39 protein-coding genes are annotated in these 24401 nt (G+C 63.8%); 21 read left to right on the top strand and 18 right to left on the bottom strand.

What is annotated here, in order from left to right:
- Window positions 1–3 precede the first annotated feature (3 nt).
- The 17 genes from OVA24_RS16745 to OVA24_RS16665 form a co-directional block, all read right to left on the bottom strand.
- The gene (locus tag OVA24_RS16745) at window positions 4–306 is read right to left on the bottom strand and encodes a hypothetical protein (protein WP_267671171.1); all 303 of its coding nucleotides are present in this window, start codon (window positions 304–306) and stop codon (window positions 4–6) included.
- A 4-nt stretch (window positions 307–310) separates the two neighbouring features.
- Window positions 311–772, bottom strand: coding sequence for a hypothetical protein (locus OVA24_RS16740; RefSeq protein WP_267671170.1), 462 nt, complete (start codon window positions 770–772; stop codon window positions 311–313).
- A 33-nt stretch (window positions 773–805) separates the two neighbouring features.
- Entirely contained in the window at window positions 806–1096 is a 291-nt protein-coding gene (locus OVA24_RS16735) for a hypothetical protein (RefSeq protein WP_267671169.1), read from the bottom strand.
- A 103-nt stretch (window positions 1097–1199) separates the two neighbouring features.
- A complete protein-coding gene (locus OVA24_RS16730; protein WP_267671167.1) occupies window positions 1200–2207 on the bottom strand; it encodes a hypothetical protein in 1008 nt (335 codons plus the stop codon).
- Window positions 2208–2254: 47 nt separating this feature from the next.
- Entirely contained in the window at window positions 2255–2737 is a 483-nt protein-coding gene (locus OVA24_RS16725) for a capsid cement protein (protein ID WP_267671166.1), read from the bottom strand.
- A gap of 45 nt (window positions 2738–2782) precedes the next feature.
- Window positions 2783–3964, bottom strand: a complete 1182-nt coding sequence (locus OVA24_RS16720; RefSeq protein WP_267671165.1) for a phage protease — start codon at window positions 3962–3964, stop codon at window positions 2783–2785.
- Between the two features lie 5 nt (window positions 3965–3969).
- On the bottom strand, window positions 3970–5568 hold the full coding sequence (locus OVA24_RS16715) for a phage portal protein family protein (RefSeq protein ID WP_267671164.1): 1599 nt from the start codon (window positions 5566–5568) through the stop codon (window positions 3970–3972).
- A 130-nt stretch (window positions 5569–5698) separates the two neighbouring features.
- The gene (locus OVA24_RS16710) at window positions 5699–7144 is read right to left on the bottom strand and encodes a phage terminase large subunit family protein (protein ID WP_267671162.1); all 1446 of its coding nucleotides are present in this window, start codon (window positions 7142–7144) and stop codon (window positions 5699–5701) included.
- Window positions 7141–7710, bottom strand: coding sequence for a hypothetical protein (locus OVA24_RS16705; protein WP_267671161.1), 570 nt, complete (start codon window positions 7708–7710; stop codon window positions 7141–7143). Before OVA24_RS16705 ends, OVA24_RS16710 begins: the two co-directional genes overlap by 4 nt.
- A gap of 14 nt (window positions 7711–7724) precedes the next feature.
- Window positions 7725–7988 carry a hypothetical protein gene (locus OVA24_RS16700; protein ID WP_267671160.1) on the bottom strand — a complete coding sequence of 88 codons (264 nt, stop codon included), beginning with the start codon at window positions 7986–7988 and terminating at the stop codon, window positions 7725–7727.
- A 2-nt stretch (window positions 7989–7990) separates the two neighbouring features.
- Entirely contained in the window at window positions 7991–8452 is a 462-nt protein-coding gene (locus OVA24_RS16695; protein ID WP_267671159.1) for a hypothetical protein, read from the bottom strand.
- Window positions 8449–8655, bottom strand: a complete 207-nt coding sequence (locus OVA24_RS16690) for a hypothetical protein (protein ID WP_267671158.1) — start codon at window positions 8653–8655, stop codon at window positions 8449–8451. Before OVA24_RS16690 ends, OVA24_RS16695 begins: the two co-directional genes overlap by 4 nt.
- Window positions 8652–9287: a M15 family metallopeptidase gene (locus OVA24_RS16685; RefSeq protein ID WP_267671156.1), complete on the bottom strand. Its 636-nt coding sequence runs from the start codon at window positions 9285–9287 to the stop codon at window positions 8652–8654. The genes OVA24_RS16690 and OVA24_RS16685 overlap by 4 nt, the downstream gene beginning before the upstream one ends.
- 165 nt (window positions 9288–9452) lie before the next feature.
- The gene (locus tag OVA24_RS16680) at window positions 9453–9968 is read right to left on the bottom strand and encodes a hypothetical protein (RefSeq protein ID WP_267671154.1); all 516 of its coding nucleotides are present in this window, start codon (window positions 9966–9968) and stop codon (window positions 9453–9455) included.
- Window positions 9969–10067: 99 nt separating this feature from the next.
- Complete coding sequence (locus OVA24_RS16675) at window positions 10068–10358, bottom strand: hypothetical protein (protein WP_267671151.1); 291 nt, start codon at window positions 10356–10358, stop codon at window positions 10068–10070.
- Between the two features lie 34 nt (window positions 10359–10392).
- Window positions 10393–10899 (bottom strand): hypothetical protein, encoded by a 507-nt coding sequence (locus tag OVA24_RS16670; protein WP_267671150.1) that lies wholly within the window; start codon window positions 10897–10899, stop codon window positions 10393–10395.
- Window positions 10896–11588 carry a S24 family peptidase gene (locus OVA24_RS16665; protein ID WP_267671149.1) on the bottom strand — a complete coding sequence of 231 codons (693 nt, stop codon included), beginning with the start codon at window positions 11586–11588 and terminating at the stop codon, window positions 10896–10898. Before OVA24_RS16665 ends, OVA24_RS16670 begins: the two co-directional genes overlap by 4 nt.
- Before the next feature lie 283 nt (window positions 11589–11871).
- On the opposite strand from OVA24_RS16665, the gene OVA24_RS16660 reads away from it, so the two are divergent.
- Genes OVA24_RS16660 through OVA24_RS16640 form a run of 5 tightly spaced genes read left to right on the top strand, consistent with a single transcriptional unit; the run spans window position 11872 to window position 13037 of the window.
- Window positions 11872–12078 carry a hypothetical protein gene (locus OVA24_RS16660; protein WP_267671147.1) on the top strand — a complete coding sequence of 69 codons (207 nt, stop codon included), beginning with the start codon at window positions 11872–11874 and terminating at the stop codon, window positions 12076–12078.
- A gap of 32 nt (window positions 12079–12110) precedes the next feature.
- Window positions 12111–12362 (top strand): hypothetical protein, encoded by a 252-nt coding sequence (locus tag OVA24_RS16655; protein WP_267671145.1) that lies wholly within the window; start codon window positions 12111–12113, stop codon window positions 12360–12362.
- Window positions 12363–12389: 27 nt separating this feature from the next.
- Window positions 12390–12656 carry a hypothetical protein gene (locus OVA24_RS16650; protein ID WP_267671144.1) on the top strand — a complete coding sequence of 89 codons (267 nt, stop codon included), beginning with the start codon at window positions 12390–12392 and terminating at the stop codon, window positions 12654–12656.
- Window positions 12653–12844 carry a hypothetical protein gene (locus OVA24_RS16645; protein WP_267671142.1) on the top strand — a complete coding sequence of 64 codons (192 nt, stop codon included), beginning with the start codon at window positions 12653–12655 and terminating at the stop codon, window positions 12842–12844. Before OVA24_RS16650 ends, OVA24_RS16645 begins: the two co-directional genes overlap by 4 nt.
- A gap of 19 nt (window positions 12845–12863) precedes the next feature.
- Complete coding sequence (locus OVA24_RS16640) at window positions 12864–13037, top strand: hypothetical protein (protein ID WP_267671140.1); 174 nt, start codon at window positions 12864–12866, stop codon at window positions 13035–13037.
- A gap of 77 nt (window positions 13038–13114) precedes the next feature.
- Here the strand turns inward: OVA24_RS16640 and OVA24_RS16635 are convergent, their stop codons facing one another.
- Entirely contained in the window at window positions 13115–13501 is a 387-nt protein-coding gene (locus tag OVA24_RS16635; RefSeq protein WP_267671138.1) for a hypothetical protein, read from the bottom strand.
- Window positions 13502–13707: 206 nt separating this feature from the next.
- On the opposite strand from OVA24_RS16635, the gene OVA24_RS16630 reads away from it, so the two are divergent.
- The 16 genes from OVA24_RS16630 to OVA24_RS16555 all read left to right on the top strand — a co-directional run bounded on the left by OVA24_RS16630 (window position 13708) and on the right by OVA24_RS16555 (window position 23607).
- A complete protein-coding gene (locus tag OVA24_RS16630) occupies window positions 13708–14520 on the top strand; it encodes a hypothetical protein (protein ID WP_267671137.1) in 813 nt (270 codons plus the stop codon).
- A 5-nt stretch (window positions 14521–14525) separates the two neighbouring features.
- Window positions 14526–14846, top strand: coding sequence for a hypothetical protein (locus tag OVA24_RS16625; RefSeq protein WP_267671135.1), 321 nt, complete (start codon window positions 14526–14528; stop codon window positions 14844–14846).
- A 32-nt stretch (window positions 14847–14878) separates the two neighbouring features.
- A complete protein-coding gene (locus OVA24_RS16620; protein WP_267671134.1) occupies window positions 14879–16984 on the top strand; it encodes a hypothetical protein in 2106 nt (701 codons plus the stop codon).
- Window positions 16985–17016: 32 nt separating this feature from the next.
- Window positions 17017–17964, top strand: coding sequence for an AAA family ATPase (locus OVA24_RS16615; RefSeq protein ID WP_267671133.1), 948 nt, complete (start codon window positions 17017–17019; stop codon window positions 17962–17964).
- 37 nt (window positions 17965–18001) lie between these two features.
- Window positions 18002–18202, top strand: coding sequence for a hypothetical protein (locus OVA24_RS16610; protein WP_267671132.1), 201 nt, complete (start codon window positions 18002–18004; stop codon window positions 18200–18202).
- A 2-nt stretch (window positions 18203–18204) separates the two neighbouring features.
- Window positions 18205–18408 (top strand): hypothetical protein, encoded by a 204-nt coding sequence (locus tag OVA24_RS16605; protein ID WP_267671130.1) that lies wholly within the window; start codon window positions 18205–18207, stop codon window positions 18406–18408.
- Window positions 18405–18704 (top strand): hypothetical protein, encoded by a 300-nt coding sequence (locus OVA24_RS16600; RefSeq protein ID WP_267671128.1) that lies wholly within the window; start codon window positions 18405–18407, stop codon window positions 18702–18704. The genes OVA24_RS16605 and OVA24_RS16600 overlap by 4 nt, the downstream gene beginning before the upstream one ends.
- 140 nt (window positions 18705–18844) lie before the next feature.
- A complete protein-coding gene (locus OVA24_RS16595; RefSeq protein WP_267671127.1) occupies window positions 18845–19390 on the top strand; it encodes a host-nuclease inhibitor Gam family protein in 546 nt (181 codons plus the stop codon).
- A gap of 4 nt (window positions 19391–19394) precedes the next feature.
- Entirely contained in the window at window positions 19395–19769 is a 375-nt protein-coding gene (locus OVA24_RS16590; protein WP_267671126.1) for an ASCH domain-containing protein, read from the top strand.
- Between the two features lie 43 nt (window positions 19770–19812).
- A complete protein-coding gene (locus tag OVA24_RS16585) occupies window positions 19813–20499 on the top strand; it encodes a hypothetical protein (RefSeq protein ID WP_267671125.1) in 687 nt (228 codons plus the stop codon).
- 82 nt (window positions 20500–20581) lie between these two features.
- On the top strand, window positions 20582–20812 hold the full coding sequence (locus OVA24_RS16580; RefSeq protein ID WP_267671124.1) for a hypothetical protein: 231 nt from the start codon (window positions 20582–20584) through the stop codon (window positions 20810–20812).
- A 5-nt stretch (window positions 20813–20817) separates the two neighbouring features.
- Window positions 20818–21117, top strand: a complete 300-nt coding sequence (locus tag OVA24_RS16575) for a hypothetical protein (RefSeq protein WP_267671122.1) — start codon at window positions 20818–20820, stop codon at window positions 21115–21117.
- A gap of 28 nt (window positions 21118–21145) precedes the next feature.
- Entirely contained in the window at window positions 21146–21643 is a 498-nt protein-coding gene (locus tag OVA24_RS16570) for a hypothetical protein (RefSeq protein WP_267671121.1), read from the top strand.
- Window positions 21640–22149: a class I SAM-dependent methyltransferase gene (locus OVA24_RS16565; protein WP_267671120.1), complete on the top strand. Its 510-nt coding sequence runs from the start codon at window positions 21640–21642 to the stop codon at window positions 22147–22149. Before OVA24_RS16570 ends, OVA24_RS16565 begins: the two co-directional genes overlap by 4 nt.
- Entirely contained in the window at window positions 22146–22427 is a 282-nt protein-coding gene (locus OVA24_RS16560) for a hypothetical protein (protein ID WP_267671118.1), read from the top strand. The genes OVA24_RS16565 and OVA24_RS16560 overlap by 4 nt, the downstream gene beginning before the upstream one ends.
- 331 nt (window positions 22428–22758) lie before the next feature.
- Complete coding sequence (locus OVA24_RS16555) at window positions 22759–23607, top strand: hypothetical protein (RefSeq protein WP_267671117.1); 849 nt, start codon at window positions 22759–22761, stop codon at window positions 23605–23607.
- Window positions 23608–24401 lie beyond the last annotated feature (794 nt).

Below are 24401 nucleotides of genomic sequence, written 5' to 3'. Positions count from 1 at the left end.
GTTTCAGACGGTGTCGCCCAGCTCCCGGCGCAGGCGCATGGAGGCATCCTCCAGGTGGCGGATGGCCAGGGTGAGGTCGGCGGATTTGAAAGGATCGCGGTTCAGGTCGCTGACCAGCCCCTCGATCATGGTGATGGTGACCAGGCGGCGGGGAACGGCGGCCTCCACGGCCGCCAGCTCGATGCGCACGCCGGGAACGCGCTCCGTGGCGCTGGCTTCCTCGGCGGGGTCATCCGTCTCGACGGACAGCAGCTCGTTGAGACGCTGCCGGAGACGATGGCACTGGTGGTAAAGTCCGCGGATCATCGTGTCAGAGTCCGTTCATGCGTTGGCGTCCCGTGCGCAGGCCCGGTCCGGAAACCACCTGCACGCCGTGCTGCGCGGTTTCCTCCGGCACCGGGTTCGGCACCGCATCGTCCGGCGGCTCCGGCCGGATCTTGCAGAGGGCGACCTGGGCGAAGTATTTGACGGCGTTTTCGTATTCCAGTTTCCGGGCGTCGCCGGGCTGGTAGGACGGCACCGTGATCAGCAGACGCCAGCGTGCGATCGCCAGCGCGTTGGCCCGCATGCTCTGCGGGATCAGCGTGGTGTCCGCACTGAGGCTGTTCTGCGTGCAGGTGGCGATCTGCCCCCGGATCTCCGCCACCAGGTCACCCAGCAACTGCGGCACACGGTCGCCCGGATCTTCCGGGGCATCGGTGCGCCCGAATCCGTCACGCTCACTCTCGGTGAGCGAGCTGAGGAGGTCGGCTTCAGTCAGTGGGATCCACATGGCGGCGGAGATGGGTGCGGGGCGTCGGGGTGATTACTTGCGGGCGGCGGCGTCCGCTTCCTGCTGGCGGGTGGAACACTCCACCGCTTGCTCGTAGGACAGTCCGGCGGCGACCCTCCAGGCGATGTCGTCAGAGGCGGCGGGCGTATCTGCCTCCGGAGCGACGGCACCAGGCGGCAGGACGGTGGACTCCGTGCCACCAGCGGGATCGGTGAGCGGGATGCCCTTCTCCGCAGCGAGGGCTTCCAGCTTGGCATTGGAGATGTTGGCCGGGAAAGAAACCCCGGCATCGGCGAGAGCCTTGAGAACGAATTTGCGGTCCATGATGGAAAGGTGAGTTGCGGGTTTGGAAGAAAGGCAGCGGGTGGGGAAAACCCATTAAACCCACCCGCTGCCGGGTATTCGTCCGCCTTCACGGCGGAGGAAATCAGGCGTCGGAAACGGTGCGCTTGATGATGCCGGAGGTGATCGGGGAGAAGATCTTCGACTCGTGGAAGACCGTGATCTCCGTCGAAACCGTTCCAGGCTTGATGATCACCGCCCACTTTCCGTTGAACGGGGTCTCGGACCACGCACGCTTGATGTTGGACGGGTCCATCAACTGCGTGCCAGGCTCCGCGATGTAGGAATAAACCGACAGTCCGGTGCGGTCCACCTTGGCCGCGCCTTTCTTCGTCTGCCTGATGCCGTCTTCGATGATGACCTTCCGAGCACCCACATGGGACGCCAGTTGTTCCATCGTGTAGGTGGCATGGTTGGCCATCGCGTGGTTGGCGCGGGCCGCCGCTTCATACGCATCCTGCCGGAGCTGCTGGGCGGCGTTGCCCATCACCACAGTGGCCAGACCGCTCTGGCCGGTGGCCGTGCGGGTGGCCTGGACCATGGCGCGGATGTCACCGTCCGGATTGGTCGCGCTGGACCACACCTTGGCGGCGGAAACGGCGGCGGCATCCAGGACGGAAAGCACGCGGACGATCTCCGCCCGCACCAGGCGCTGCTTCAGGGACTCAGCCAGGCGGTTCTCCCAGCCGGGAACGATCTTGCCGTTCTGCTTCAGGAGGGTCTTGTGATCGACCACCATGGTCAGGCCCTTCTGTTGGGTGGCGTCGGTCACCGTGGTGCCACGGAACTGCACTTTCTTGAAGCTGCCGCCGATGGCCCGGATGTCACTGTCATCCGCTTCCGTCAGGAAGAACTCATCGTCCGCTTTGGCGAACTGGAAGAAGTCGTTCGTCTGGATGGGCGGGGCCAGCAGGTCGAGCAGCTTCTCCTCATCGGAGGCAGGCAGTCCGGCCAGGTAGCTCTGGACGTCGGAAGCGAGGGATCCGCCATAGTTCATGCTGGCGGCATTGGAGACGGTGATCTCTCCCAGGGTAGGGGTGAGCGCACCGGAGGTGGCCCCGGTCAGGGTCAGATAGATGGGCAGGAATTTCATGTCGTTGGATTGGATCGGTGGTTCTGTTCGTCGGGTTCGGTGGCGGATCAGACGGTTTGCTTCACCGGGAAGCAGGGTTCGAACTCGAACTCGTCGCCATCCGCACCGGCGGCGGCGAGGGCGCGTCCGACCAGCCAGGAGTTGTTCACGGCGGTATCCGTGAGCTTCCCGGCTGCCGTGGTGAAGACACGCGCACCGGCGGCGATGGCCTTGCTGGCGATGCCGACTTTCGTCGCACCGTCACCGAGCCGCTCGATGCCCACCCGGCCATTGAGGACCTGGGTGTCGTAGGCGAGGCCGATGGGTTCCGTGGTCGCCGTGCAGATGATGACCTGGGTGGCGGGGTTGGTGCCGAACGCCAGCATCAGATGGGGCGTGTTGACGGCGGCCTCCGCGATGCGGCTCAGGCCGCCCTCATGGTCACCGGCGGTGTTGATGGCGTCAGCACCGGCTGGAGCCAGGCTGCGGGAAAGCGCCGCGAGTGGCGCGAGGATCAGGGCCGCGAGCGCGGCGAGGATGTGTGATTTCATCGTTGGTTGGATGGTGGTTGTGCTCGGTTAGGTGACGGGTTCGGATCAGCCGCGTTGGAACAGCTCCGGCTTCTCGGTGCGGCAGAGCTGGTGGGCCTTGTCGTAGTCGGCGCGGTCCTGGAGGTTCAGGCCGTGGGCCTTCGCGGTGGCGGCGACGGCGCTGTTGATCGCGTCCACGCTCCCGGCCATTTCCGGAACGGTGCGGTCGAGCGCGGGCAGATGGCTGCGCGTGCTGATGGTTGGCATCAGCAGGCCCAGCTTCACGGACTCCGTGGCGAAGGACGTGTTCAGGGCATCCACCCAGCGCGGCTTGTCCGCTTCGGTGATGCGTCCGTCCTTGATCGCGGCAGTGATGACCGTGTCCACGGCGGCTCCACGGATCGCGGTGATCTCGGTTTCCAGGTGGCTGGTCCGGCTGTTGGCGGCGGTCACCGCATTGTCGGAGGTGGCCTTGTCTGCCTCGGCGGTGTTCTTCGCGCTGAGGAGTTTCACGATGGCGGCGCTGATCTCAGCGTCGGTGGGTGTGGCGTCGGGTGAAAACCCGAGAGCCTGCATGGCTTCTGGTGTCAGTTTCATGGTGTCGGTTGGTTTCTCGGGATCGCCCTCATCGGGCACGGGAGAGGGATCGGCCGGCGGCACTTCGCCGGTCTGGAGGGAGTTCATGGCGATGGTGTTGTCCGCCATGTTCGGGCTGTTCGTGAGCGCGTCGCTCCACAGCAGGATCGGGCGGAAGTGCAGGTCGCGGCCCGGGATCGGGACCATCCGCCAGCGGGGCGAGTGGCCGGAGTAGGACGGGGCGGATCCACTGAGGAGCTTCACCCCGTCCGAATTGAAGACGGTCCGCACGTAGATGCCGTCCTCACCGGCTTCGATCTCCTTGATGCGTCCCACGGCCACCGCCCGGTGACCCGGGTTCTCCCTCAGCCAGTCGGCATCGTCGGCGTGGCCTTCATAGACCGGAATGCCCTGGAAGAAGTTGGCCAGCTTGCCGGTGAGGCTTTTGAAATTGGAGGCCATCAGCTGGGCCGCCTCGCGGTCCACCACCTGCATGACCTTCCTGCCATCCATCCGGACCGGATGTTCACCATAGGGTGCCAGACGATAGCGGATCTCCTTCTCGCCATCCGCGAGGGTGAGTTCCTGCCACACGCCCGACACGGAATTGAGGGCATCCACGGCGACGGAGTTGATTGCGGTGAGGAAATGAGTGAATCGGAGGCGTTTCATGGAGATCAGTTCGGTTTGGCTTTGGCGTCACGGATGGCATCCCTCGCGCCCTGGACGGCGGCGGTGCCCATCCCGGCGCGGAGCTGCTCGGCGAGGTCGACCACGGCGGCGGAGTCGATGAGTTCGGGAAAGGATTCGGCGGCGTCCTCCACCAGCTGCAGGAAGTCGGCATCGCTGATGCCGGTGTCCTGCACGCGGCTTGCAAGGTCCGTGAGAAGCGGGCGGATCGGGGCCAGCACGTTCGGTCTCACCCCCAGCGCGGCGGCGAGGGAAGACTCCAGCAGCGTCCGGGTGTCCGTCGCTGTGTTGAGTGCCGTGGTGGTGGCAGGCGCGGGCGGTGTGCCAGGCGCAACCGGCAGGGAGGTTTCACCCACGGCCAGCTCATCAGCGTCCGCTTCCTGGACGCCCAGGGTGGAGATCAACCAAGGCTTCGACAGGCGGATGCCCAGATCCTTCGCGGCCTTCGCCCGGGCGATATCCTCGCTGACGTTCTGGCGGGTCTTCGTCCGCAGCTTGATGGTGACCAGGCACGGGGTGTCCAGGCCGTAGTAGTATTCCACCACCCTCTGGGTGAGCTGGCGGTCGATGGTTTCGCCCACCCATGCCGCGTTGTCCGCGTCCAGTTCGTCGGCGTCCTCCTGCTGTGGGTTGGATCCCACCGCGTTCGACCGGGAAATGGTGGAGAGGTCACCACCGCGCCACAACATGACGATGGCCCGGTCCATCCGGTCGATCAGCTTTTCATACGGCATGTCGCCGCCGCCCTTCAGGTCCAGCACATGGATCTTGTCGCCGCTGTTGACCACCGCGCCGTATTCGCTGCCGATGCTGGCGATGGCCTGCGCCATCTCCATCCATCCGGCGTCACCCTTCTTCGCGGACGTCTCGCCCAGGAACGCGGGCATGCCGTGGCGGTCGCAATAGGTCAGCCAGTCCTGGAGGGGAATCTGCTTGAACATCCTGGCGATGACGGACGCCAGCATCACGCCGCGCCCCTTCGCCGTGAACCAGGCGCTGCGTCCACCCATCGTCTCCAGATCCACGCCGGTCAGAGAATAAACGGACTCCAGGAAGCGCATCTTGCCCGTGGTCGTCTCGAACATCCATGTCGGGATCTTGATCAGCCGGGCGGACAGTCCGTTCCGGGACGGCTTCCACACGATGTGGTGGGCACCGTAGCGTTTCCCGTAGGCATCCATCACCTGCTGGACGAAGAGGCGCATGCCGCCGGTTTCCTCCGGCTCCATGGCATCCTCCGCCACCAGGTTCTGGAAGAACTCCTCGCAGCGGCCCTTCTGGTCTTCCGCCAGCTTCTTCTGGTTGGCCCGGACCTCCGGCTTGATCTCGACGTCGTAGCCGTAGCGGGACACGGCGGCCTTCGCCTTCGGGGCCACGGTGGAAATCGTGTCATCGTGCAGCTCCAGCCACTCCATCAGCCACGCCGCCCGGGCGATCTCGCCCCGGGAGAATGCCTCCAGATAGCTCACCACCCGGTCCGGTGTCAGGTTCCGCAGCGGGTTGAATCGCTGCTGCTTTTCCAGGCGGATCCGTTCCGTGGAAACCGGCTGCCCATTCGGGCCGACAATGCGCGGAGCGCCCATCATCGGGAACCTCCTTCCAGATCGACCCCGGAATGGCCCCTTGCAAGGCCCTGCAAGGGTCTAAAACGCGCCGCAAGCCGTTTTGGCTCCCATGACAGCGAAATGGGGTTCCGTGTTAGAAATCGGGCGATCTTCACAGGCCACCTCCCATCCTACGGTTTTCCGGCCTCATCGACTCGATGGTCTGGAACGCGAACGGGCCTGAGTTGTCCTTGCCCGCATGGATGCCGAGGGCCAGCGCCCAGAAGCGGTCCGCGTGTCCGTCCTCGTCGCTGTCAGCCACGAACCGGATGTTGCCGGACTTGGTGGTCTCCTTGCGGATCTTCCGCAGGTCGGAGATGAAAGGGTCATCTCCGAACGGGATCCGGATGCCGAGATCCTCGAACGCGCTGCGCACCGGATAGGCCAGGTCTTCCTTCACCGGGCCGGAGAAGTTGACGCCCTCGATCTTGTAGGTGCCGAACCGCTCCGCCGCCCGCTCCGCGAACTGCATGCCCAGGCCGGTCTTGTCGATGCAGGTCCTGCGGCAGATCTCCAGCCATGGGTAGATCACGCTCTCCTGGGTGGAGAACATCATCTTGTGCAGGTCGATCCGCTTCCGGACGAAATACACGCCGCCCACCTTCTCCAGGATGATCAGGGAGGTCAGGTCATGGGTCCGGCCAATATCCAGACCGGCATAGAGCGGGTTCGTGCAGCGCCGGGCATCTTCCAGCGTGTATTCCCACGCCTCGCCTTCCTTGTAGCAGCAGGCGTCGATCAGGGCGTATTCCAGGAAGGCGGCCGCATCGTCGGCAGGAACGCACATATACTCCTGCTGGAAGGTTTCCTCATCCCGCGCCCGCTTCCGCTGGTAGGAGAAGTAGTCCGCCTCATCCATCTCAAGCCGCGGATCTCCCTCCACCAGCTTCGTCTGGAGCTTCCACAGGAAACCTTGGTCCAGCGCGTCCTGGAGCGTCACCCGGTGGTAGCTGAAAGCCTTCGGATTGCCCTTCTCCTTGATCTCGCGGATCAGGGTGTTGAAGTAGTTCCCGCTGCCCCGGTGGGTGGAGATGATGGCCAGGGCACCGCCCCAGTCGATCGTAGGACCGGCGATGGCATACACGCTGCCGGGATCTTTCCGCAGGGAGAACTCATCCAGCTTCACGTAGCCGCCCCGGCCCGCGAAGGCATCCGGGTTGCTGGACAGCGAGTGCAGTGGCGCACTGGCAAAGTCGATGACATGCACGGAGTGGCTGTTGCCCTTGTCATCCGTGAGCACCTTCTCGCCGCAGTCCGTGGCCGCCACATGCAGGATGCGGGCGAAGCCCATGCAATCGCGGACATACTGCCGGGCCGTCAGCTCATCCCGGCTGCTCACCCAGGTCTGGAGGCGGTTCGTCGCCAGGGAATGGCGGCGCACATCCTCGTAGGAGCTGCCGTAGGAAATGCCGATCCGGCGGCCCTTCTCCATCAGCTTCATGATGGATTTGTCGCGGATCCACTTCTCCTGGTATTCCAGCATGAAGACATCCCGCTCCGGGATGTTCTTCGCCCGGCCCTTGAAATCCTTCGCGTGTGATGGACGGCTCTTGCTCACAGCAGCTTCAGTTGCTTTTCGATGACCTCCAGCGTCTCCGGTGACAGCCCGCCGCCGGACTTGATCTCCCGCGCCTTCGCCTCCAGTTCGTCCAGGCGCTTCGCCTTCGCCTCCAGCAGGGCGATCCTCCGCGCATCGTGCTCCAGCGACTTCCGCGCCAGCCCGACCTTCGCCAGGGCCACGTAGCCCTTCACGTCCCCGGCCTCCAGCATCTCCGCCGTGAAGATGGTCTGCGCCACCCGCTCCAGGTCCTCCGGCGTGATGGACGGATCCGCAGCGAGCTGGAGCTTCGCCTGGAGCGCACGCTCCGCCGCCTTCGCCATGCGCTGCTGCTGCCGATAGTAGGAAAGCCACTCGTAGAACGTGGACACCGAGACGGTGAAACCATGCTCCTCCTGGATGTGGACCAGCATTTCCTCCACGTTGCGACCGTCCGTGCCATCCGTGGGGTGCATCAGCAGCCACAGCGTCTCCTGGTCCTCCTCCGGGAGTCCCTTCAGCTTGGCATCGCTGCGGACCTTGGGAGCGGAGTCCCAGCCCGGCTTGCCTGTTCGTTCGTTGGCCATTCACGGAAATCGGTTCAGAGGGTTGCGAGAAGCACGCGGCCACGCTCGGTGATCGCGTATTGTTGGATGGAGTCGTCCAGGTCGGAGGGCACCAGCACGATGAAGCCGCCCTTCACCAGCCACGCGATGTGGTTGGCCCACTCCTCATCCGTCACCGGCGGCCTCAGCAGCGTGGAGACGAAGTTCCGGAGGATGGAAACCTCCACGGCATACCCCTGCGCGTTCTTGAGCGTCTCAAGGATCGTGCGGCGGATGATGGTGATGCGTGCGGGATCCATGATCAGCGGGAGGAGCGGGGCTTGGGATTGACGAAGGGGTCCAGGCGGCGGTGCCACTCGGAGGCGGTCTCCTTGATCTCCTTGATGATCCGGAGTTCGCGCTCATGCCCGGACTCCAGGAGCTGCTTGAATTGATCCGCCTGGTTCTTCCGGAGATCATCGACTTCGTCCTCAAGCCGACCGATGCGGTCCGCCAGCGGCTTCAGGTCGGTCACCGTCACGACGGCTGGGGTTTTCTGGAAATGGATCGGCTGGCCCGACAGGGTGACGGTGGCCTCGGTCGCCTCTTTCCGTCCCTCTTCCTTCCACCGCTTCTTCAGCACGGGAGCGCCGATGATGGCGGCGATCAGACCGCCCAGCGCGGTCGCAGCTACAGGGATCACGTCGAGGATCCACTTCCCGGAGATCTGTGGATCCGGAGCATGTTGGGCGGCGGTAGCCGCGAGGATCAGGAGAGCCATCATCGTGCCAGTCCCTTTCCACCCGCGAACCGCGCCCCTGCTTCCAGGATGCAAAGCCCGTGCACATACCTTGCGGCATCCGTTTCCGGCTCGTTCCGCACCGCCGCCCAATAAGCCTTGCCTAGCTTCTTGCGGGACAGCCGGGCGACCGCCTTCTCAGGCCGCCGCTTCGTGACAAGGCGCTGGATGATCTCCTCGCCGCTCACAGCACGGACCCTTTCTGTTGATAGAGGCTCCGCTTCTCAGCCAGCGACTTGCCCGTCCGCACCTCGTAGTGGGGCAGGTCCTTGATGGATGTCCAGGAGCCGCCCCATTCCAGGCCGCAGGCCGCCGCATGCTCGCTGCATGCCTTGTGGACCTTCGCGGCCTTCGCCGGATCGGAGTTGTCCAGGTAGAGCTTACCGGCGAAAACGCCCGCATCCACCGCGATGCCGAAGTTGTGGTTGCTGGAGCCGCCCTTCGCGTTGGTCACCTTCGCACCAGGCTTCGTCCGGCCCTGCGCATACAGCGCGTCCTGTTCCGCCCAGGTGCGGTTCCCGCCAATGAGGATGTAGTCGCATCCCATCGAAGCCGCCGTCGCTTGGGCAAGGGCGAGGAACCGGCGGAACATCGGAACCGCCAGCTCGTCCAGCGTTTCCAGCACTCCTTCGGACCGCGCATCGAACCTCGTTTCCTCCGCCACGGATGCCGGGTGATCCTTCTCCGCCTCGAAGTCCATCCGGGCGTTCTGGATCGCGGCCAGCGCGTTCGTGATGGTCACCCGACCGGGCACGCCATCCACCTTGACGCCCAGCTCGCGCTGGAGGTCTTTCGTGAGATCAACAAGGGATTTGCTCATGGTGGTTTCCTTCCGCCTCTCCCCATCAGCCAGCGGGAGAGGCGTTGCGGCGCTGGCGGCCATGCGGTCTGCGTTTCGGTGTGTGTGGATAGGGATTGACGCGGGGGAGGGCGTCCGCAGCCGCTGGTCATTGCGCGGCCTCGACCCTCCTCACCCGCAAAGCGGTTACTTCTCAGGCTTCACCTCGCGGGCCAGCGGGCCGGAAACCTCAGCCCATCCCGTCAGCTTGCCGGTCTCCGGGGCATAGACCGGCACCTTCGCCGTGTAGGACGGCGGCTTGCCTGGCTCGAACGTGAGCCCGGCCTTCGCGCCGGATTCAGGATGGCGGTAAAAAACCCCGCCGGTCATCGGATAGTCAGCGCACGACGGCAGCAGCCCCCCGACTGCCGCCGCCATGCTGATGAGCAGGACGGACGCCCCCCCGGACATTCCGCCTGATGCCGCATTCCCCAGGCGTTCGCCCAGGGACGGGAAAACTTTGCCAAGCGCCGCGATCACCAGCCGCACCGCCACGATGGCCAGCAGCGCGAAGAAGGCCGCCAGCGGATCCACAAGATCCTTCCCGGCGTCATTGATCTGGGTGACCGTCGCCGGATCCACCGGCGTCAGAGTGGCGAGGTAGGTGCCGATCCCGGCAAGGCCGGTCAGCAGATGGCGGAGGTGCGTCGTGAGTTGGTTCATGGCGGTGCGTGTCCTGGCGACGCACGCACTCAACCACACCCCACGCACAACACGGCTTCACCGCCCGCCAGCGACCGGGACCACCCGACACCGTTCTCCCTATTCGCCGCGGCCTTCCCGCTTCCGCCGCTCCTTATAGTCCACCACGGACCCGAGGTCGATCCTCCATTTTCCATTCCCGCGCTGCGTGGCGGGTTTCCAGCCCACGATCTCACCCGCGCCAACCAGCGTGGCGATCGTCTCGATATCGGAAAAGCCCAACATCTTCAACGCCGCCTGGGCACTGATCTCCTTGCCATCGACAAGGCGCTTCGGACGGACCGTGAATGATCCATCCGCATGCTGTGATTGCTCGGCCAGAAACAGGAACGTCTGCTGTGAAGCGCTCATGCCTGGCATCATAGCACAGGCACGGCAGCTTTTTTTATTCGTCAGCAGGAAGGGGTAGTTTCTCGAACTCCTCCCAAGACATGGTCAGAAGTTTGTCATACTCACGAACGCGCTGATCCAGGACTTCCCGGAGTGCATCGGATTCGCCTGCGGATCCGCTGGGCAGATAGCCTCTGCGCACATCCTTGATGGCAGCCTCCGCTTTCACCTTCGCCAAGCCTGCCTTTGCAATCGCCAGGTCGAAGTCACGGAACCGTTGAGCCTCGGCTGGTGTGGAGAGTTCACGATACTTCACCTTGGCTTCCTCCAGGATCTCCCTCATGAGTCGCGAATCCGCCGGGTCGATACGGTTGAAGTCCTGAAGCAGCGCAAGGTAGGCAGCTCCGGCCTTGCCCTTCTCCGACCTCGCCGGTTCAGCGGTGGCGGATTCTTCTGCGGCGGGACGGCTTTCCGCCTTCGCCCGCCGGTCCGTTGTCTCGGCTGGCTGGTCGCAAGACATCAGGCAGCATCCACTGGCGAGGAACAGGAGTATCATCTTCATCGGTTTGAGAGGTGGGTCACTCTTCCATACACAGGGTAGATCCAGTGAAACTCGGACCGGGCGTGATCCGTCACGGGGTATCGTTCATTGAGGGGTATCATCCGTATCCTGTCCCCGGCTGCTTCAAAGCGGCGGAAGATAATCCCATCGTTGGTGAACTTTGCGATCACGAATCCTCCGCTGTAGGCCTGCTCACTTGGCTGGGCGATGATGATGTCTCCCGGCTCGAACGAAACGCCCGGAATGGTCGCCCTCATGGAGTCACCCTCCAGCGTCACGGCGAAAGCGTGGGGATCCCGGCACTCCGAGGTGATCGAGTTCTGCCAGTGGGTAGGGAGTTCCTCGTAGCTGGTCGCGTCACCTGCATGCGCCCAGCTGACTATCGGCACCTTGCGCATCCCGTGAACCCTGTAGGGCAGCGGATCCTCTTTCACGCCGGAGGTGCCTTTCAATGGATTGCCCTTCTCGTCCTGGATCTTCGCTGCGCTTTCCTCAGTGAGCAGTCCCGCATCCGCAGCTTTCCAAAGAAGATCCACGTGATTTCGGACAATATCGCTGGGCGGCTTCGTTGGATCACCCTTCTCCAGGACTGATACGTAGTTGGAGCTTACTCCTACCAGCTTGGACATCTCCACCTGGGTGAGTCCTAGTTTCCTGCGGAGCAATAGTAGCTTTTCTGAAAATTCCATCTGTAAGATATTTTTGTCTTTGACTATCTCTGAGTGATAGCTATTGCTGTGTGCAAGTGATGCCTGCACCTGCTAACACTCAGCTTAAGTCTCCACAAGCCAATTTCACCCTCAGGGCTAAAAAGCGCCTGCTGGACTTGGATCTCAGTGTGACTGCCCTGGCGAAGGAACTCGGCGTCAATCGCAACACGGTTTCCTTGGCCATCAACCGTGGCCTCTACGGACCAACCCTTGTCCGCATCGCCGCCCGGCTCGGCATCTCCCTCTGACCCTCCCACCTCCCATGACCCCTCATCTCAAACTCATCATCCTTGGACTGCGGCACCTCCATGAGGAGCCGAACGCCATCGGAAGGGCCGACATGCTCGACGCCGCTGCCGCCGCCATCGCGGGGGAAGCCGATGACCTCGCGGAGCAGGCAGCGGCCACCGCCGCCCTCATCCGTTCCGCCGAGAACGCCCAAGGCCGCTTCCTGAACCTCCTCCCTTAAGACTGATCCACCACCTCACTCCAGCCTACTCCGTGACCCCGCAGACACTCCAATCCATCGACCTTGCCCTTGCCGAGCTGCGCCGCCGCCAGGCACTCGGCGAGGCCCGGCCACCCGGGGAAGTCACCCCGCTCGATGTCGCCCGGATCTCGGAGGAAATCGCCCGCCCGTTCTCGGAGCGCACCTACCGCCGCTACCTCCGCATCGCCGAGACCAAGTTCATCCGCCGCTTCTGCGAAGCCATGCCGGAGGCACTGGACCTCTTCCGCCGCATCAAACCCTGAACCCCACCAACCCCAGCCCTCCCGACCATGAACACCCCCGTACTGACCGCCCCTGAACTCGCCGACCTCATGTCCCGGATCTCCCACCGTGCCTACAACCCGCACCTGAGAGCCACCGGCGACACTGACGCCATCATCCTCGGCCAGCTCGCTGTCCTGGACATCATCGCAGACCGCACCTGCGGCATCGACCTCCCCGAGCGCGAGGCCGAGCAGATCCGCTCCGCCCAGGAACAGGCAGGCCGCGCCATCGGCCACCTCCGGCTGGCAACCCTCATCCACTCCGCAGCATGAGTGCACCCGCCGCCTTCACCGTCACCGGATTCCGTGAACTCGGCGTCCGCCGCCTCCTCCAGTGCGCGAGCATCAACCGCCAGCTTGCCCGTGAGGCAAAGCAGGCCGGGAACCTCCGAAAGCGCACCTACCACCTCGACGTCGCCCGCCGCTGCCGCCGTGACGCCCGCGAACTCGCCGCCGCCTGAACCACCCACCGCCACCACCATGCTCCCGCTCATTGAACCCATGATCCTGCTCGGCGGTGCCGCCATCCTGTTCGGCCTCGGCTACCTCGCCGGGGTGGGGAACCGCCGCCGCTCCCAGGCCGCGCTCCTCCACCGCCTCCGCCGCGACGGCACCATCTCCATGCCCATCAAACCCGAGCCGCCACGCCTGTGAAAGACTGGCTCTTCCACACCCTCTTCATCCTCGCCACCTGGCTCGCCATCTACCTCCTCACCAAGCCCCTCCTCTGATCATGTCCCCATCTCATACATCGCCCGCATCTGGACACCTCCGATCTGCCACCAATGAGTCAGGAACCACTGCACCGTTGCCTGCTCACTCATCGAAGGATCTCCAAAGACCCGGTCAGATCCCGGAGCGCCAAGCCCCAGGCTCAACCACGTCAGCGCTGTATTCAGCCGGACATAGCGCCACATCTGTGCCTCATCGGAAATCGTGGCGAGATTCGTTCCCCATTTCCACGCTCTCACGCTCGCTGAGATTTCTTCATCGTATTCTTGGCAGCGCTGCCTCGTTTCTCGAATCACAGCCTCCAATCCCATCTCTTTCGCCGGAACAGCACGCAGATGCTGATGCGCGATTTGTCGGCTATTGGCCTCAAGTTGATAGAGGCGCACCAACTCATTCTGGATCCGGGACCATCGATACATCCCAGGACTACGCCACACCCGGCCCGATCCATCAAGCGGATCTGTTGCCCCCTGCAAAGCCCGTGCAGCCCGCCTGCATGTTCATGGCCGCCCTTGATCAACCCCGCCACAACAACCGGAGGTTTTAGCCGTCAGGCAAATCACGGATCACCGCTCACTCGGCACTAAATACCATGCTCCTCAAAGATTCCATCGCCGCCAAGAAGGCCGAAAAGGCCGCCAAAGCCGCTGCCCCCGTCGAAGTCACCACCGACGCCCCCAAGGATCCCGCTTGGGATGCCGTCCGTGAAACCACCCGCCAGATGGCCGGTCATGGCCGCATGTTCCTCCGCTGCCAGGTCCGCCTCGGCATGCTGCTGGACGGCCTCAAAAAAGCCCACGGAGTCAGCCAGGGGAAGCGCTCCGCGACTTCTGCAGAATCTGCAGAAGTGGAGTCCTGGCCGGACAAGGTGAAGCGGGAAACCGGTTACTCCTACCGCTCCACGGAGGTCTTCATCGCCATGTTCCATGGCACCGTCGCCAAGCTCAAGGCGGGCAAGAAGCTCAACCTCCCGGCCCCGGCCAAGAAGAACGCCCTTGTCCTCTTCCAGACCGAGTCCGCCCTCACCCTCACCACGGAGCAATGGGAAACCGTTGACCACGTCATCGGCACCCTGACGGAAGGGGAGACGCAGAAGGGCCTCATGCAGCACCTCGGCCTGATTCCCGGCCCCGCCGTCATGCCGAAGGGCACGAAAGGGGAGAAGGCCCCTGAACCGACCGCCGGGCAGATGGCCTTCCTCTTCTTCGATCCGGTTGCCTCCTCGCTCATCACCGCCCGGACCAATCCCGAATACAAGAAGCTGCTCTGCTCCCTCCCGCTGGAATCCACGGAAGAACAGAAGCTCTCCCTCGCCACCCTCGAAGCCGAGATGAAGGCCACCCTCGCCGACATCGAGGAAATCAAAGCCGCCAACCTCAAGGCCACCCGTGGCCGCTCGCTCTGAAAGTCATGATCCCTGGAATCCAACAGCAACCGCCGACCGGGTTTCATCCGGATGATGTGAACGTCGTTTCCTACTACAACGAGGAGGAGCGGATGTTCACCCACCCAATGTTCGCATGGGTCGCGAGGTTCCCCAAGCAGCGCTCGGCATTCTTCGTCTTTCGGCCCGGCTTCAAGCCCAGCCACCCGGGCGAACGCCACACCGGATTCCGGATCGATCGGTCCAATCAGCGGACCACCACCCGCCCGAACCACCAAGCGTTCCACTACGCCCTCACCACGGCACTTGGCAAATGCCGGGGCGAAGCCTCGAAAGCCACCCACTGATCACCGCTCACTTCCCACTCGGCACTCCATCCATGCACCTCTCCCAGGCACCATCCTCCATGCTCGATCTCATCGTCCGCGAAGACGGCCTCGCGGAGTTGAACGAACTCACGCCCGGCCAACGCGGAAAGCTCTTCGCCCGCCTCACCACCGTGACCCTGCTGGAGACTGCCAAGGCGTCGCGCCATGGATCGATGGGCCAGATCGTCGCCGCCCAGGCAAAGCAGAACAACGTCTCCAAGCAGGCCATCCACAACTGGCTCAAGCTTTACCGCACGAAGGGATTCCGCGGCCTCATCGACGGCCGCAAGGCACAGGGAGAGGCCCGCGCCTTCCTTCCGGCCGTCACCCGCCAGTGGATCCAGGATGAGATCCTCCGCGTCCAGCGCCGGGATGCCGTCGCGGAGGTCCACCGCATGGTCATCGCGCAGTGGCAGAAGTGGCGGCGCACCGGAGACGCCCAGTGGGCCATCCCGGGCTTCGCGTTCCCTCCCGCTGACTGCGGGAAGGGCTATCCCTCCGGCTTCTCCCTGGAGAACTTCCGCCGCTGCAAGCCCACCGACTACCAGAAGACACTCGCCGCCCAGGGCACCATCGCCGCCTATCGCGACCTTCCCTCCATCCTCTCCACCCGCGTTGGCATGCACTACCTGGAAACCGTCATGTTCGATGACGAGCAGACGGACGTCCACATCCGCGCCCTCGGCTATGACCGGCCCATGCGTCCGCTGTCCTTCAACAGCATCGACCGCCTCATCAGCTACAACTTCCCTCCGCACATCCGCCTCCGCTGGTTCGACACCGACGAGAAGACCCACAAGCACCTCACCCAAAAGGAATTCGTCTGGTACGTCATCTGGTTCCTCTGCACCATCGGCTACCGCTCGGACGCCATCGGCACCCGCCTCATCCAGGAGCACGGCACCGCCAAGGTCTGGTCCAACCTCCGCCTCTCCACGCCGGACGGCCATCACTCCTTTGAGGACGCCCTCACCGCCTTCACCGGCGGCTGCGTCACCATGGATTCATCCGGCCTCTTCAACAAGGCCGCCTTCGCCGAGCTGCTCTACGGGCCGAAGTCATCCGGCAACCCGCGCTTCAAGGCGGGCATCGAGTCATCCTTCCACACCCTCCGCACCTACTCGAACTACCTCATCGGTGCCAGCGGGCGGAATGCCGAACTGGCCCCGGAGGAGAACTACGGCATCGACAGGATCGAGCGCACCTGGCTCGCCGCCGCGAAGGGCATGTCGCCCGCCATCGCCCAGGGCCTGCTCTCCAACTTCATGACGCCCGCCGAATACGGCCAGCTCGCCCACCTCATCTATGACGCGATGAACAATCGCACCGACCATGAGTTCGAGGGCTGGGCCGAATGCGAGTTTGTGGAACCGATGTGGCGCTGGGAGGAGGACGCCGCCGATATGTGGCGCTCCCGCAGCACCTTCGCCCTCCTCACGGAGAACCAGCGTCAGACCGCCATCGCCCAGCAGGCCGCCAACCCGCGCCTTACCTCGCTGGAGGCGTGGTCACCCGCCCGGGCAAAGCTCGCCTGCGAGATGGATCCCGCCATCAAGCGCCTCAAGTTCACCGATGCCTTTCACCTGCTGCCTACCACCTGGGCAAAGGAAGTCACCGTCCGCAAGCGGCATGAGATCATCATCACCGACGAGCTGATGCCCGGCGAGGAAATCCACTTTTTCCCGGAGCTGACCACCCTCCGTGGCCGGAAGGAATACCTCCAGCCCGGTGACACCGTCATGGCCTACTTCAGCCCGCTCATGCCGGACACCCTGCTGGTCTGCGACCAGAGCTTCACCCCGCTCGGCACCCTCACCCGCAACGTCCGCATCGGCCGCGACAACAACCAGCTCGCGGAAATGTTCGAAATGCGCGGACGCCTCAAGGCCACGCTGGATGCTCCCGTCCGCCGCGCCATGCAGCCCGTCGCCGACCGCCGCGATGCCGTGAAGGCGGTCAACGAAGATCTCATCGCCCGCTCCCGCGATGTCACGCCGCCCGCAGAAAAGCCCGCCCGCAAGACACGCGGCAAAGGCCACGGCGAAATGGCCGACGAAGCCATCGCCAACATCGCCGCCCCTGACGAGTCCATCCACACCGACGACCTCGACGTCTGATTTCACACAACCTCCCGAACACCCCACACATCATGCCCGGAAAATACCCCACCAACCCTGAGATCGTCGCCAATCTGCTCACCCTCCGCACGCAGCAGGGCCTCACCAATGCCCAGCTCTCCAAGTGGCTCGGCATCGAAGGCGCGACCGCCACCTTCCTCAGCAAATACCTCAACGACAGCCTCGACCGGGAGGTGCCGAACTTCGAACTGCTCGCCGCTGACATCCTCAAGGGCATCAACGCCCGTCTGGCCTACACCTCGGAGATCTTCCAGACCAGCGTCACCCGCCGAATGGCGAACTGCTTCAACCTCATCCGCTCCACCGGTGACATCGCCCTCATCACCGCCCCGGCAGGCAACGGAAAATCCAGCGGCATCGCCTACTACCAGACCATCTCGCCCTCCACCGTCGCCATCACCCTCAACGCCACCACCACCAGCGGTGCCCAGGTGGAGAGCGCCCTGTTCAACGCCGTCGAGAACCGCACCTGGAGCGGCCGAACGAAGCGCTTCGACTTCCTGGTTGAACACTTCAAGAAAGCCAGCCGCCTCCTCATCGTGGACAATGCCCAGCGCCTCGACAGCACCGGCCGCCAGTGGCTCTTCGATTTCTGCGACGAGGCCAACATGCCCACCGCCCTCATCGGCAATCCCGAGGTCCTGGACAAGATCCGCCGCAACGACCAGCAGTTCTCCCGCATCGGCATCCGCGCCCAATACGAGCTGGAGGAAAAGGAACTGCCGGAGGTTGCCCGCCACGTGGCCGCCCAATTCAGCGACATCGAGACCGCCGCCGAGATCGAGGACCTCTGCACCTTCATTGCCTCAAAGCCCGGACGACTCCGCGCCGTCCGGAAGTCCGTCATCCTCATGCAGGAGCTGCGCAAGGCCAGTCCGGATCTCGCCGACAATCCGCGCAAAGCCCTCCGCGCCGCCCATTCTCGCCTCGTCCGCGACTACGCCCTCCCCGGCGATTGAACCCTTCCACCGATCACCGCTCACCCGGCACTCCATCATGTCCGCCATCCTCACCAGCCCCATCCCGCTTGTCGTCTGCCACTGCTGCAAGGCCCCGGCGGAACTCTTCCAGCACCGCGACGGCGGCTACGTCGTCGAGTGTTCGGATTCCTTCGACTGCCTCCAGTGGCCCATGACCGACGTCCATCCTACCCCGGAGGAAGCCGCCACCGCTTGGAACGAAGGCCACACCCACTGACCATGTCACCAGAGAACCACATCCTCCGCGACCTGGCGGCCGGCCGATCCACCGCCGCCGCCACCGCCGCCGCCATCGCCGACCGCCTCGGCCTCGAAAAGGACGAAGTCCGCGCCCACCTCTCCCGCCTCATCACCGAGGGCAAGGCCACCATCAGCGGCCACCTCGCAGGAACCATCCCCATCTACGAACTCCCAAAACCATGAGCCACCTCACGCCAACAGAAGAAGAAAAGCTCGCCGCCGCAATCAAACGCCTCAAGGCATCATCCGCCGCCATCGTCAGAATACAGCGCGAGATGGGCAGCGCGATCAGCGACATCATTTATGATGCCACCGTTTGCCAGCAGCTCGCCCCCGAAGCCCAAGGGCATCTGGTCCGCGATGCTGCCAAGCGTCTTCGCCACAAGTTCAACGCCCTCGATATCGGTAGCCTTGTAATCAAGACCGACCGCCAGGCCGAAGACGCCTGGGATGAGCGCCCCGGCTCCATCCACGGGTAAGCCATGAACCACCTCGCTCTCTCCGCCGCCACTGAAGGCGATGTCTGCCTCATCCTCATACTGGTGATCCTGATAGGTCTTTGGATCGCCTCTTTCGCCCGCTGAAAACTGAACACTGAACCCTAGCAACTTTTCCCACCATGCCCGCCAAGAAAAAGAAAGCCGCCCTGCCCGCCATCGAAACCCTCGACCAGTTCCACGCCACCGTGGATCAGATCGCCCAGCTTGAGGTTTCCCTCCGTGGAGCCGCCGCCATCCGCGACTCCGCCATCCAGAAAGTCCAGGAACAATACGACGGCCCCATTGAGGACAAGAAGGCCCGCATGAAATCCCTGGTTGATCTCGCGGGCACCTACGCCACCGCCCACAAGGAAACCGTCTTCGGATCGAAGCTCCGCTCCGCTTCCACCGCCCTCGCAACATTCGGTCTCCGGGAGGGGAACGAATCCCTCAAGACCCTCAAGAGCAAGACCACCTGGGAGACCATTCTCCAGGGCTTGAAGGCCATCGGGAAATACATCCGCACCGTGGAAGAGGTCGATAAGCAGGCCCTCCTCGACGCCAAGCTCACCGATGCCGAATACGCCGAGCTGGGCCTCCGCGTCGACAAGGCCGAACGCTTCTACGTCGTCGCCAAGTCCGCGGACGCCAACCGCATCTCCACCGAGCTGGAACCCACCGCCTGATCCCATGAAAGCGCTCTCCATCCGCCAGCCGTGGGCGTGGCTCATCGTCAACGGTCACAAGGACATCGAGAACCGCCAGCGGCGCACGCACCTGCGTGGTCGCATCCTGGTCCACGCTGCCGGTGGCATGACCCGCGATGAATACTCCGCCGCGTTCGTCATGGCCGAGGAGCAGGGCATCAACCTGCCACCGTTCGAGCATCTCGAACGCGGCGGCATCGTCGGTGAAGTGGAGATCGTGGACTGCGTCGATATCGACCCCTCGCCGTGGTTTTTCGGCGAGTGGGGCTACGTCCTCAAGAACGCCAAGCCGCTGCCCTTCGTCCCGCTCAAGGGCATGCTCGGATTCTTCAACGTCCATCTCCCCGCCGCCGCCTGACCTCTTCCCACTGCTCACCGATCACCCGGCACTTCTTCCCGCTATGGACAAACACACCTCCGGCGACTTCTGGAACAAGAACGTCGTCACCGTCGTCAACGGCACCCTCAACGCCATCGCCCTCGCCACCCCTTGGGATGCCGCGCCCACACCTGGCATCGGCTCCCTGTGGGAACCCACCACCGCGGAAATGGCCGCCATTGCCGCTGGCCAGCCCGTCCTCCTCTGGTTCCCCGCTCTGACTGAGCACCCCAGCGTTTTCATCCAGGCTCTGGAGGATCCAGTCGATGACGCCACCCTCGCCATCCCGCCCGAGTCCGGCCTCGCCCGCGTCCAGCTCGTCGGCGGCACCTTCGACGGCTCATGGGTCCCCGCCTCCACCAACGGCCTTGCCATGGTCTATCGCGGGACAGGGGACCTCGCCGACCAGGCATCCTACGACGCCTACGGCCACATCCCCGGCGACCCCTCCCACGAAGTCCGCCACCTCGCCTTGTACCTCGCCGCCGAGATCCCCGGCGCGGACTACACCGAAAAGGTCGACAACCTCGAAACCGAGCGCAACGAGGTCAACGCCTGGCGGCTCGCCAACCTCGCCGCCCTCGCCGACGGCATCCTGCCGCCCCAGGTCACCGACCTCACCACCCCCATCGAGCGCGTCCAGGCCAACCTCATCCTCATCCGTTTCCCCGAAGTCCCACAGCCCTCCACCTTCGTCCCCGGACCGTAACCACCCACCCGTGGCTGGGGAGTAAGGAGGGAGGACACTCCTGTCCTCCGGCTGCAACCGGAATCCATAGCCCCCGCACATCATGAATCGCAAAAACCGCATCACCCTCCACGGCGGCCCCTACAATCGCCGCACCATCCGCGACATCGGCACCGTCGTGATCCGCATGGCAATCGCCGACGAATGGATCGGCAAGCGCCCCGTCGTCGGTGCCCGCTGCGGGATCGCCATCTACGAACCCACCCCGTGCCGCACCCGCGCCCACTGGCTCACCAACGTCTGGCAGGGCCGCATCGTCGCCATCATCGACTGACCACCATGAGCATCGAATCCAACAAGGAAACCCTTCTCCAGTGCTGCTGCTGCCGCCATATCTTCGGCAAGTCCGAGATGGAGTGGATGAGACAACGCGACGGCGGCCGCGCTGGAGTTTGTCCATGGTGCCTTCGCGGTCGCACCCACTGGCTCATCAACCCTGACGGAACAAAGGTGGGGATGCGCGGCACTCACCAGCCAATAGCGAACTTCAACGAGGCCGAATTCTCCCCGCGCATTCGTGAGGCCACCAAAGCCCGCATCCGCAAAGCCGTCGCCCGCCTGTCTTCCACTGATCACTGATCACCGATCACTCGGCACTTCATTCCCCATGACCACCGCAAAGGAAACCACCGTCGCCAAGCTCAAGCGGCAGATCGCGGACACCGAGGCCAAGCTTGAGGCCCTCCGTGAAAAGCTCGCCAAGACCACCACGCCCAAGGCCGAAAAGCCCGCCGCCACCTTCGAGCTGGAGCCACTCTGGAAAGCCGCGCTCCCCATCTCCCGCACCCGCAGCTCAAAGCATCAGTGCCGGAAGGAATGGAACAAGATCCCCAAGGCCCAGCGTCCCGACATCGAGGTCATCGTCAACGCCCTCAAAGCCTGGAACCGCAGCCCCGAGTGGAAGAAAGACGGCAACGCCTACGCACCCGGCCTGCACCGCTTCATCAGCCGCCGCCAGTGGGAGGATCTCCCCGAAACCACCGAGGCACCATCCCGCCACCGCGCCGCCCCACAGCCCGTCCAGGAACCCTCCGGCCCCGGCATCACCGACCGTGACGAAGTCGCCCGCCTCCTCTCCATCGAACCCAAGCGCATGAACTCATGAGCGATCCTGTTCCAGTTCTCGATGCCTGCTGTGGCTCACGCATGTTCTGGTTCGACCGGCATGACTCCCGCGCCGTCTTCGTGGACAAACGCAGCGAGTCCCACACGCTTCCGGACAAATCCAGCAAGGGTGGAAGCAGGGAACTCATCGTGAACCCTGACCTGGTCGCCGATTTCACTGCACTCCCTTTCTCGGACGCGAGTTTCTCGCTCGTCGTGTTCGATCCTCCTCATCTGATCCGGAACGGCAAGAAGGGCTGGCTCGCCAAGAAATACGGTAAGCTGGAGGGTGACTGGAAAGAGGAACTTCGCCAGGGATTTGCCGAGTGCTTCCGCGTCCTGAAACCGGCTGGAACCCTCATCTTCAAATGGAACGAACATGAGGTTCCGGTGTCACAGATCCTCGCGCTCACTCCTCAGCTTCCACTGTTTGGAAACCGGTGCGGAAAGACCTCGAAGAGCCACTGGATCGTGTTCCTCAAGCCGGACGACCAACCCCAGCCATGAGCTCCACCCGCATCATCACCCTCACCGCCTCCCGGATCTACGTCGGCCAGCACACCGTTGAGGTTCCCGCCTGGCTGCTCAATGACCGCTTCCGCGCCTTCGTCGCGCACGGTGGAGCCACCAGCCGCCTCTTCGCCGAGCGCATGACCTTCGGTCGCCTCCACGGCACCGGCCTCGCCGCGCCCCTCGTCTCCGACGCCCGCGACACCACCGTCCCTGTCGATTTCCCCCTCACCGACATCACCGACGCCCTCCGCGCCGACGGCCTCAACTTCTGAAGCAAGCCATGACCAGCATCACGACAATGGCCGGTTCTGCACCCCAATGTTGTATCGATGCTCCTCGGAGAGCGGGATCGGCCTGTCCTTTTTCAACCGCCCATCCGGCCAGTAAAGCCGGACCGTCGCCTCTCTTCCCTCGGCGCACTTCTGCGCGTGCAACGCCGCCTCCCGGATGGTCCCAAACTCCATCCGCTCCACTGGTCCAAGCCTGCCGGTCAGCTCATACCGCCCGCCCTCAATCGGCCTGATCTCATAAACCTCCATGCCCCAGGCTACCCCATCCCCTGGGAACGCAACCCCAATCGCTAACTACCATCTTCCCCTCGCCATGCCAGCCGCCAAAAAGACCGCCTCCCGTTCCGCCCGCAAAGCCCCGGCAGCCGCCCCGCAGAAAAAGCGCGGCAACCTCACTGGCAAGGAGATCAAGCCACTCGTTATCCAGGCCCGCAAAGCCTACGACGTCCAGACCGGCATGGACCTCACCGATGGCCTCTCATTCGATGACTGGCGGCGGGAGCAGGTCCTGGCCTGCGTCGGCAAGAAGGGCCTCACCGCCTGCCACCACGACGATTTCCGCCCGCTCCTCGCCCATTTCCAGACCCTCGCCGGTGACGACACCGCCGCCCTGGCCAATCTCCTCAAGTCCGGCCACCAGACCGACAACGCGGATCCCGGCGACACCCAGGAAGCCCGCCGCCAGCTCGCCTACCTCATCGCGACCGCCCTGGCTGAACATATGTATCTCGCCATGACCTCCGCAGAGCAGCTCCGCGCCGAGGCCATCGAGTTCCACAACCTCCGGGAGGAGCAGGAAGGGATCCCCGCCGACCAGCGGATCCCGTGGGAGGCCAGCCCCGGTCCCGCCGCCCTCCGGATCCGCCTGGAGCGCAAGGCTGCGATCGAGGTGCGTGGCAAAGGACCGCTCACCCCCGGCTACCTCATCGCCATCGTCCGCCAGAAAACCCGCCGCCCGAATCTCCAGCTCGGCCAGATGTGGCAGGACGGCCTCGCCGAACGCTGCACCGTTGAGCAGCTTCGCCAGATCCTCTTCACCCTCACCAACCGCATCAACGCCGTCGAGGGCGTCCAGGAAACCGAAGCAGGCCGGAACAAAGCCCAGCGCTCCGGCAAATACCGCGCCGCCAAAAAGGCCGCCCAGGAAACCCCTCGCTGGTGATCCCATGCACCGGCCCTGCATGACCTTTGCACGCCCCATGCAGCCCGTTTGCCAGGCCACCAGATCTCCCCATCATTTTTCTAAACTGTCCGTGGAATCCCGCCCATCCGCCCCCATATTTCCAAAACTGCGAAAAGGGCGAATTTTGGTTGGTGCGGTGCCCTGAGATCCCCTGATTCCGGGCTATTCCGGCCTCTTCGGGGCTTTTTTGGGTTTTTCTAATGTCTGATGACTGGAACCCTGGGGAAATGGCGGGGACGGGGGTGATGGATGCTTCTCCCGTGGCAATACCCCCCCTCCCCCCATGGGGCGGCGGACCGCCTGGCATGAGGTTGTGGAAGAGGGTGACCCTCCGCACCTTGTTTAGGGTGGCGTGCGGACATAGCCCCTGCCACTCGGTTGCCCCCCGTGCTGTTGTCGAGGTGGGGGAGATGGAACTCGGCCGGATTCCCCGCCGTGTCATGGAAGGCGGGCCAGCTCGACGGAAATGGATTCCGCGATGCCGTCCATGATGCCACAGCGGGGCGGGCGGGACAGCGGGAGTTGTTCAGGGGAAGAAGTGAGCCCCCTACGGGGGAGTGCCAAGTGATCAGTGATCAGTGATCAGTGGTTTAAGATCCAAGATCCAAGATCCAAGATCCAAGATCCAAGATCCATGATCCATGATCCATGATCCATGATCCATGATCCATGATCCATGATCCATGATCCATGATCCATGATCCATGATCCATGATCCATGATGCGGCCTCATTTTCGTGAAGTCGGTGGGGGGACTTTGGAGCTTGAAGAGG

The sequence above is a fragment of the Luteolibacter sp. SL250 genome (assembly GCF_026625605.1).
Classification (GTDB): domain Bacteria; phylum Verrucomicrobiota; class Verrucomicrobiia; order Verrucomicrobiales; family Akkermansiaceae; genus Luteolibacter.
The sequence above is the reverse complement of the archived record's forward strand: the minus strand, read 5'-3'. Positions and strand labels throughout refer to the sequence as shown.

Coding starts and splice junctions, on each gene's coding strand:
- OVA24_RS16625 (WP_267671135.1), top strand. CDS start 14,526: ATGATCCCTGGAATCCAACAGCAACCGCCGACCGGGTTTCATCCGGAT.
- OVA24_RS16740 (WP_267671170.1), bottom strand. CDS start 772: ATGTGGATCCCACTGACTGAAGCCGACCTCCTCAGCTCGCTCACCGAG.
- OVA24_RS16605 (WP_267671130.1), top strand. CDS start 18,205: ATGTCACCAGAGAACCACATCCTCCGCGACCTGGCGGCCGGCCGATCC.
- OVA24_RS16705 (WP_267671161.1), bottom strand. CDS start 7,710: ATGGCCAACGAACGAACAGGCAAGCCGGGCTGGGACTCCGCTCCCAAG.
- OVA24_RS16730 (WP_267671167.1), bottom strand. CDS start 2,207: ATGAAATTCCTGCCCATCTATCTGACCCTGACCGGGGCCACCTCCGGT.
- OVA24_RS16555 (WP_267671117.1), top strand. CDS start 22,759: ATGCCAGCCGCCAAAAAGACCGCCTCCCGTTCCGCCCGCAAAGCCCCG.
- OVA24_RS16585 (WP_267671125.1), top strand. CDS start 19,813: ATGGACAAACACACCTCCGGCGACTTCTGGAACAAGAACGTCGTCACC.
- OVA24_RS16660 (WP_267671147.1), top strand. CDS start 11,872: ATGACCCCTCATCTCAAACTCATCATCCTTGGACTGCGGCACCTCCAT.
- OVA24_RS16620 (WP_267671134.1), top strand. CDS start 14,879: ATGCACCTCTCCCAGGCACCATCCTCCATGCTCGATCTCATCGTCCGC.
- OVA24_RS16595 (WP_267671127.1), top strand. CDS start 18,845: ATGCCCGCCAAGAAAAAGAAAGCCGCCCTGCCCGCCATCGAAACCCTC.
- OVA24_RS16735 (WP_267671169.1), bottom strand. CDS start 1,096: ATGGACCGCAAATTCGTTCTCAAGGCTCTCGCCGATGCCGGGGTTTCT.
- OVA24_RS16575 (WP_267671122.1), top strand. CDS start 20,818: ATGAGCATCGAATCCAACAAGGAAACCCTTCTCCAGTGCTGCTGCTGC.
- OVA24_RS16720 (WP_267671165.1), bottom strand. CDS start 3,964: ATGAAACGCCTCCGATTCACTCATTTCCTCACCGCAATCAACTCCGTC.
- OVA24_RS16745 (WP_267671171.1), bottom strand. CDS start 306: ATGATCCGCGGACTTTACCACCAGTGCCATCGTCTCCGGCAGCGTCTC.
- OVA24_RS16665 (WP_267671149.1), bottom strand. CDS start 11,588: ATGGAATTTTCAGAAAAGCTACTATTGCTCCGCAGGAAACTAGGACTC.
- OVA24_RS16695 (WP_267671159.1), bottom strand. CDS start 8,452: ATGATGGCTCTCCTGATCCTCGCGGCTACCGCCGCCCAACATGCTCCG.
- OVA24_RS16560 (WP_267671118.1), top strand. CDS start 22,146: ATGAGCTCCACCCGCATCATCACCCTCACCGCCTCCCGGATCTACGTC.
- OVA24_RS16685 (WP_267671156.1), bottom strand. CDS start 9,287: ATGAGCAAATCCCTTGTTGATCTCACGAAAGACCTCCAGCGCGAGCTG.
- OVA24_RS16640 (WP_267671140.1), top strand. CDS start 12,864: ATGCTCCCGCTCATTGAACCCATGATCCTGCTCGGCGGTGCCGCCATC.
- OVA24_RS16650 (WP_267671144.1), top strand. CDS start 12,390: ATGAACACCCCCGTACTGACCGCCCCTGAACTCGCCGACCTCATGTCC.
- OVA24_RS16700 (WP_267671160.1), bottom strand. CDS start 7,988: ATGGATCCCGCACGCATCACCATCATCCGCCGCACGATCCTTGAGACG.
- OVA24_RS16675 (WP_267671151.1), bottom strand. CDS start 10,358: ATGAGCGCTTCACAGCAGACGTTCCTGTTTCTGGCCGAGCAATCACAG.
- OVA24_RS16725 (WP_267671166.1), bottom strand. CDS start 2,737: ATGAAATCACACATCCTCGCCGCGCTCGCGGCCCTGATCCTCGCGCCA.
- OVA24_RS16570 (WP_267671121.1), top strand. CDS start 21,146: ATGACCACCGCAAAGGAAACCACCGTCGCCAAGCTCAAGCGGCAGATC.
- OVA24_RS16715 (WP_267671164.1), bottom strand. CDS start 5,568: ATGATGGGCGCTCCGCGCATTGTCGGCCCGAATGGGCAGCCGGTTTCC.
- OVA24_RS16645 (WP_267671142.1), top strand. CDS start 12,653: ATGAGTGCACCCGCCGCCTTCACCGTCACCGGATTCCGTGAACTCGGC.
- OVA24_RS16615 (WP_267671133.1), top strand. CDS start 17,017: ATGCCCGGAAAATACCCCACCAACCCTGAGATCGTCGCCAATCTGCTC.
- OVA24_RS16610 (WP_267671132.1), top strand. CDS start 18,002: ATGTCCGCCATCCTCACCAGCCCCATCCCGCTTGTCGTCTGCCACTGC.
- OVA24_RS16590 (WP_267671126.1), top strand. CDS start 19,395: ATGAAAGCGCTCTCCATCCGCCAGCCGTGGGCGTGGCTCATCGTCAAC.
- OVA24_RS16600 (WP_267671128.1), top strand. CDS start 18,405: ATGAGCCACCTCACGCCAACAGAAGAAGAAAAGCTCGCCGCCGCAATC.
- OVA24_RS16670 (WP_267671150.1), bottom strand. CDS start 10,899: ATGAAGATGATACTCCTGTTCCTCGCCAGTGGATGCTGCCTGATGTCT.
- OVA24_RS16630 (WP_267671137.1), top strand. CDS start 13,708: ATGCTCCTCAAAGATTCCATCGCCGCCAAGAAGGCCGAAAAGGCCGCC.
- OVA24_RS16565 (WP_267671120.1), top strand. CDS start 21,640: ATGAGCGATCCTGTTCCAGTTCTCGATGCCTGCTGTGGCTCACGCATG.
- OVA24_RS16680 (WP_267671154.1), bottom strand. CDS start 9,968: ATGAACCAACTCACGACGCACCTCCGCCATCTGCTGACCGGCCTTGCC.
- OVA24_RS16580 (WP_267671124.1), top strand. CDS start 20,582: ATGAATCGCAAAAACCGCATCACCCTCCACGGCGGCCCCTACAATCGC.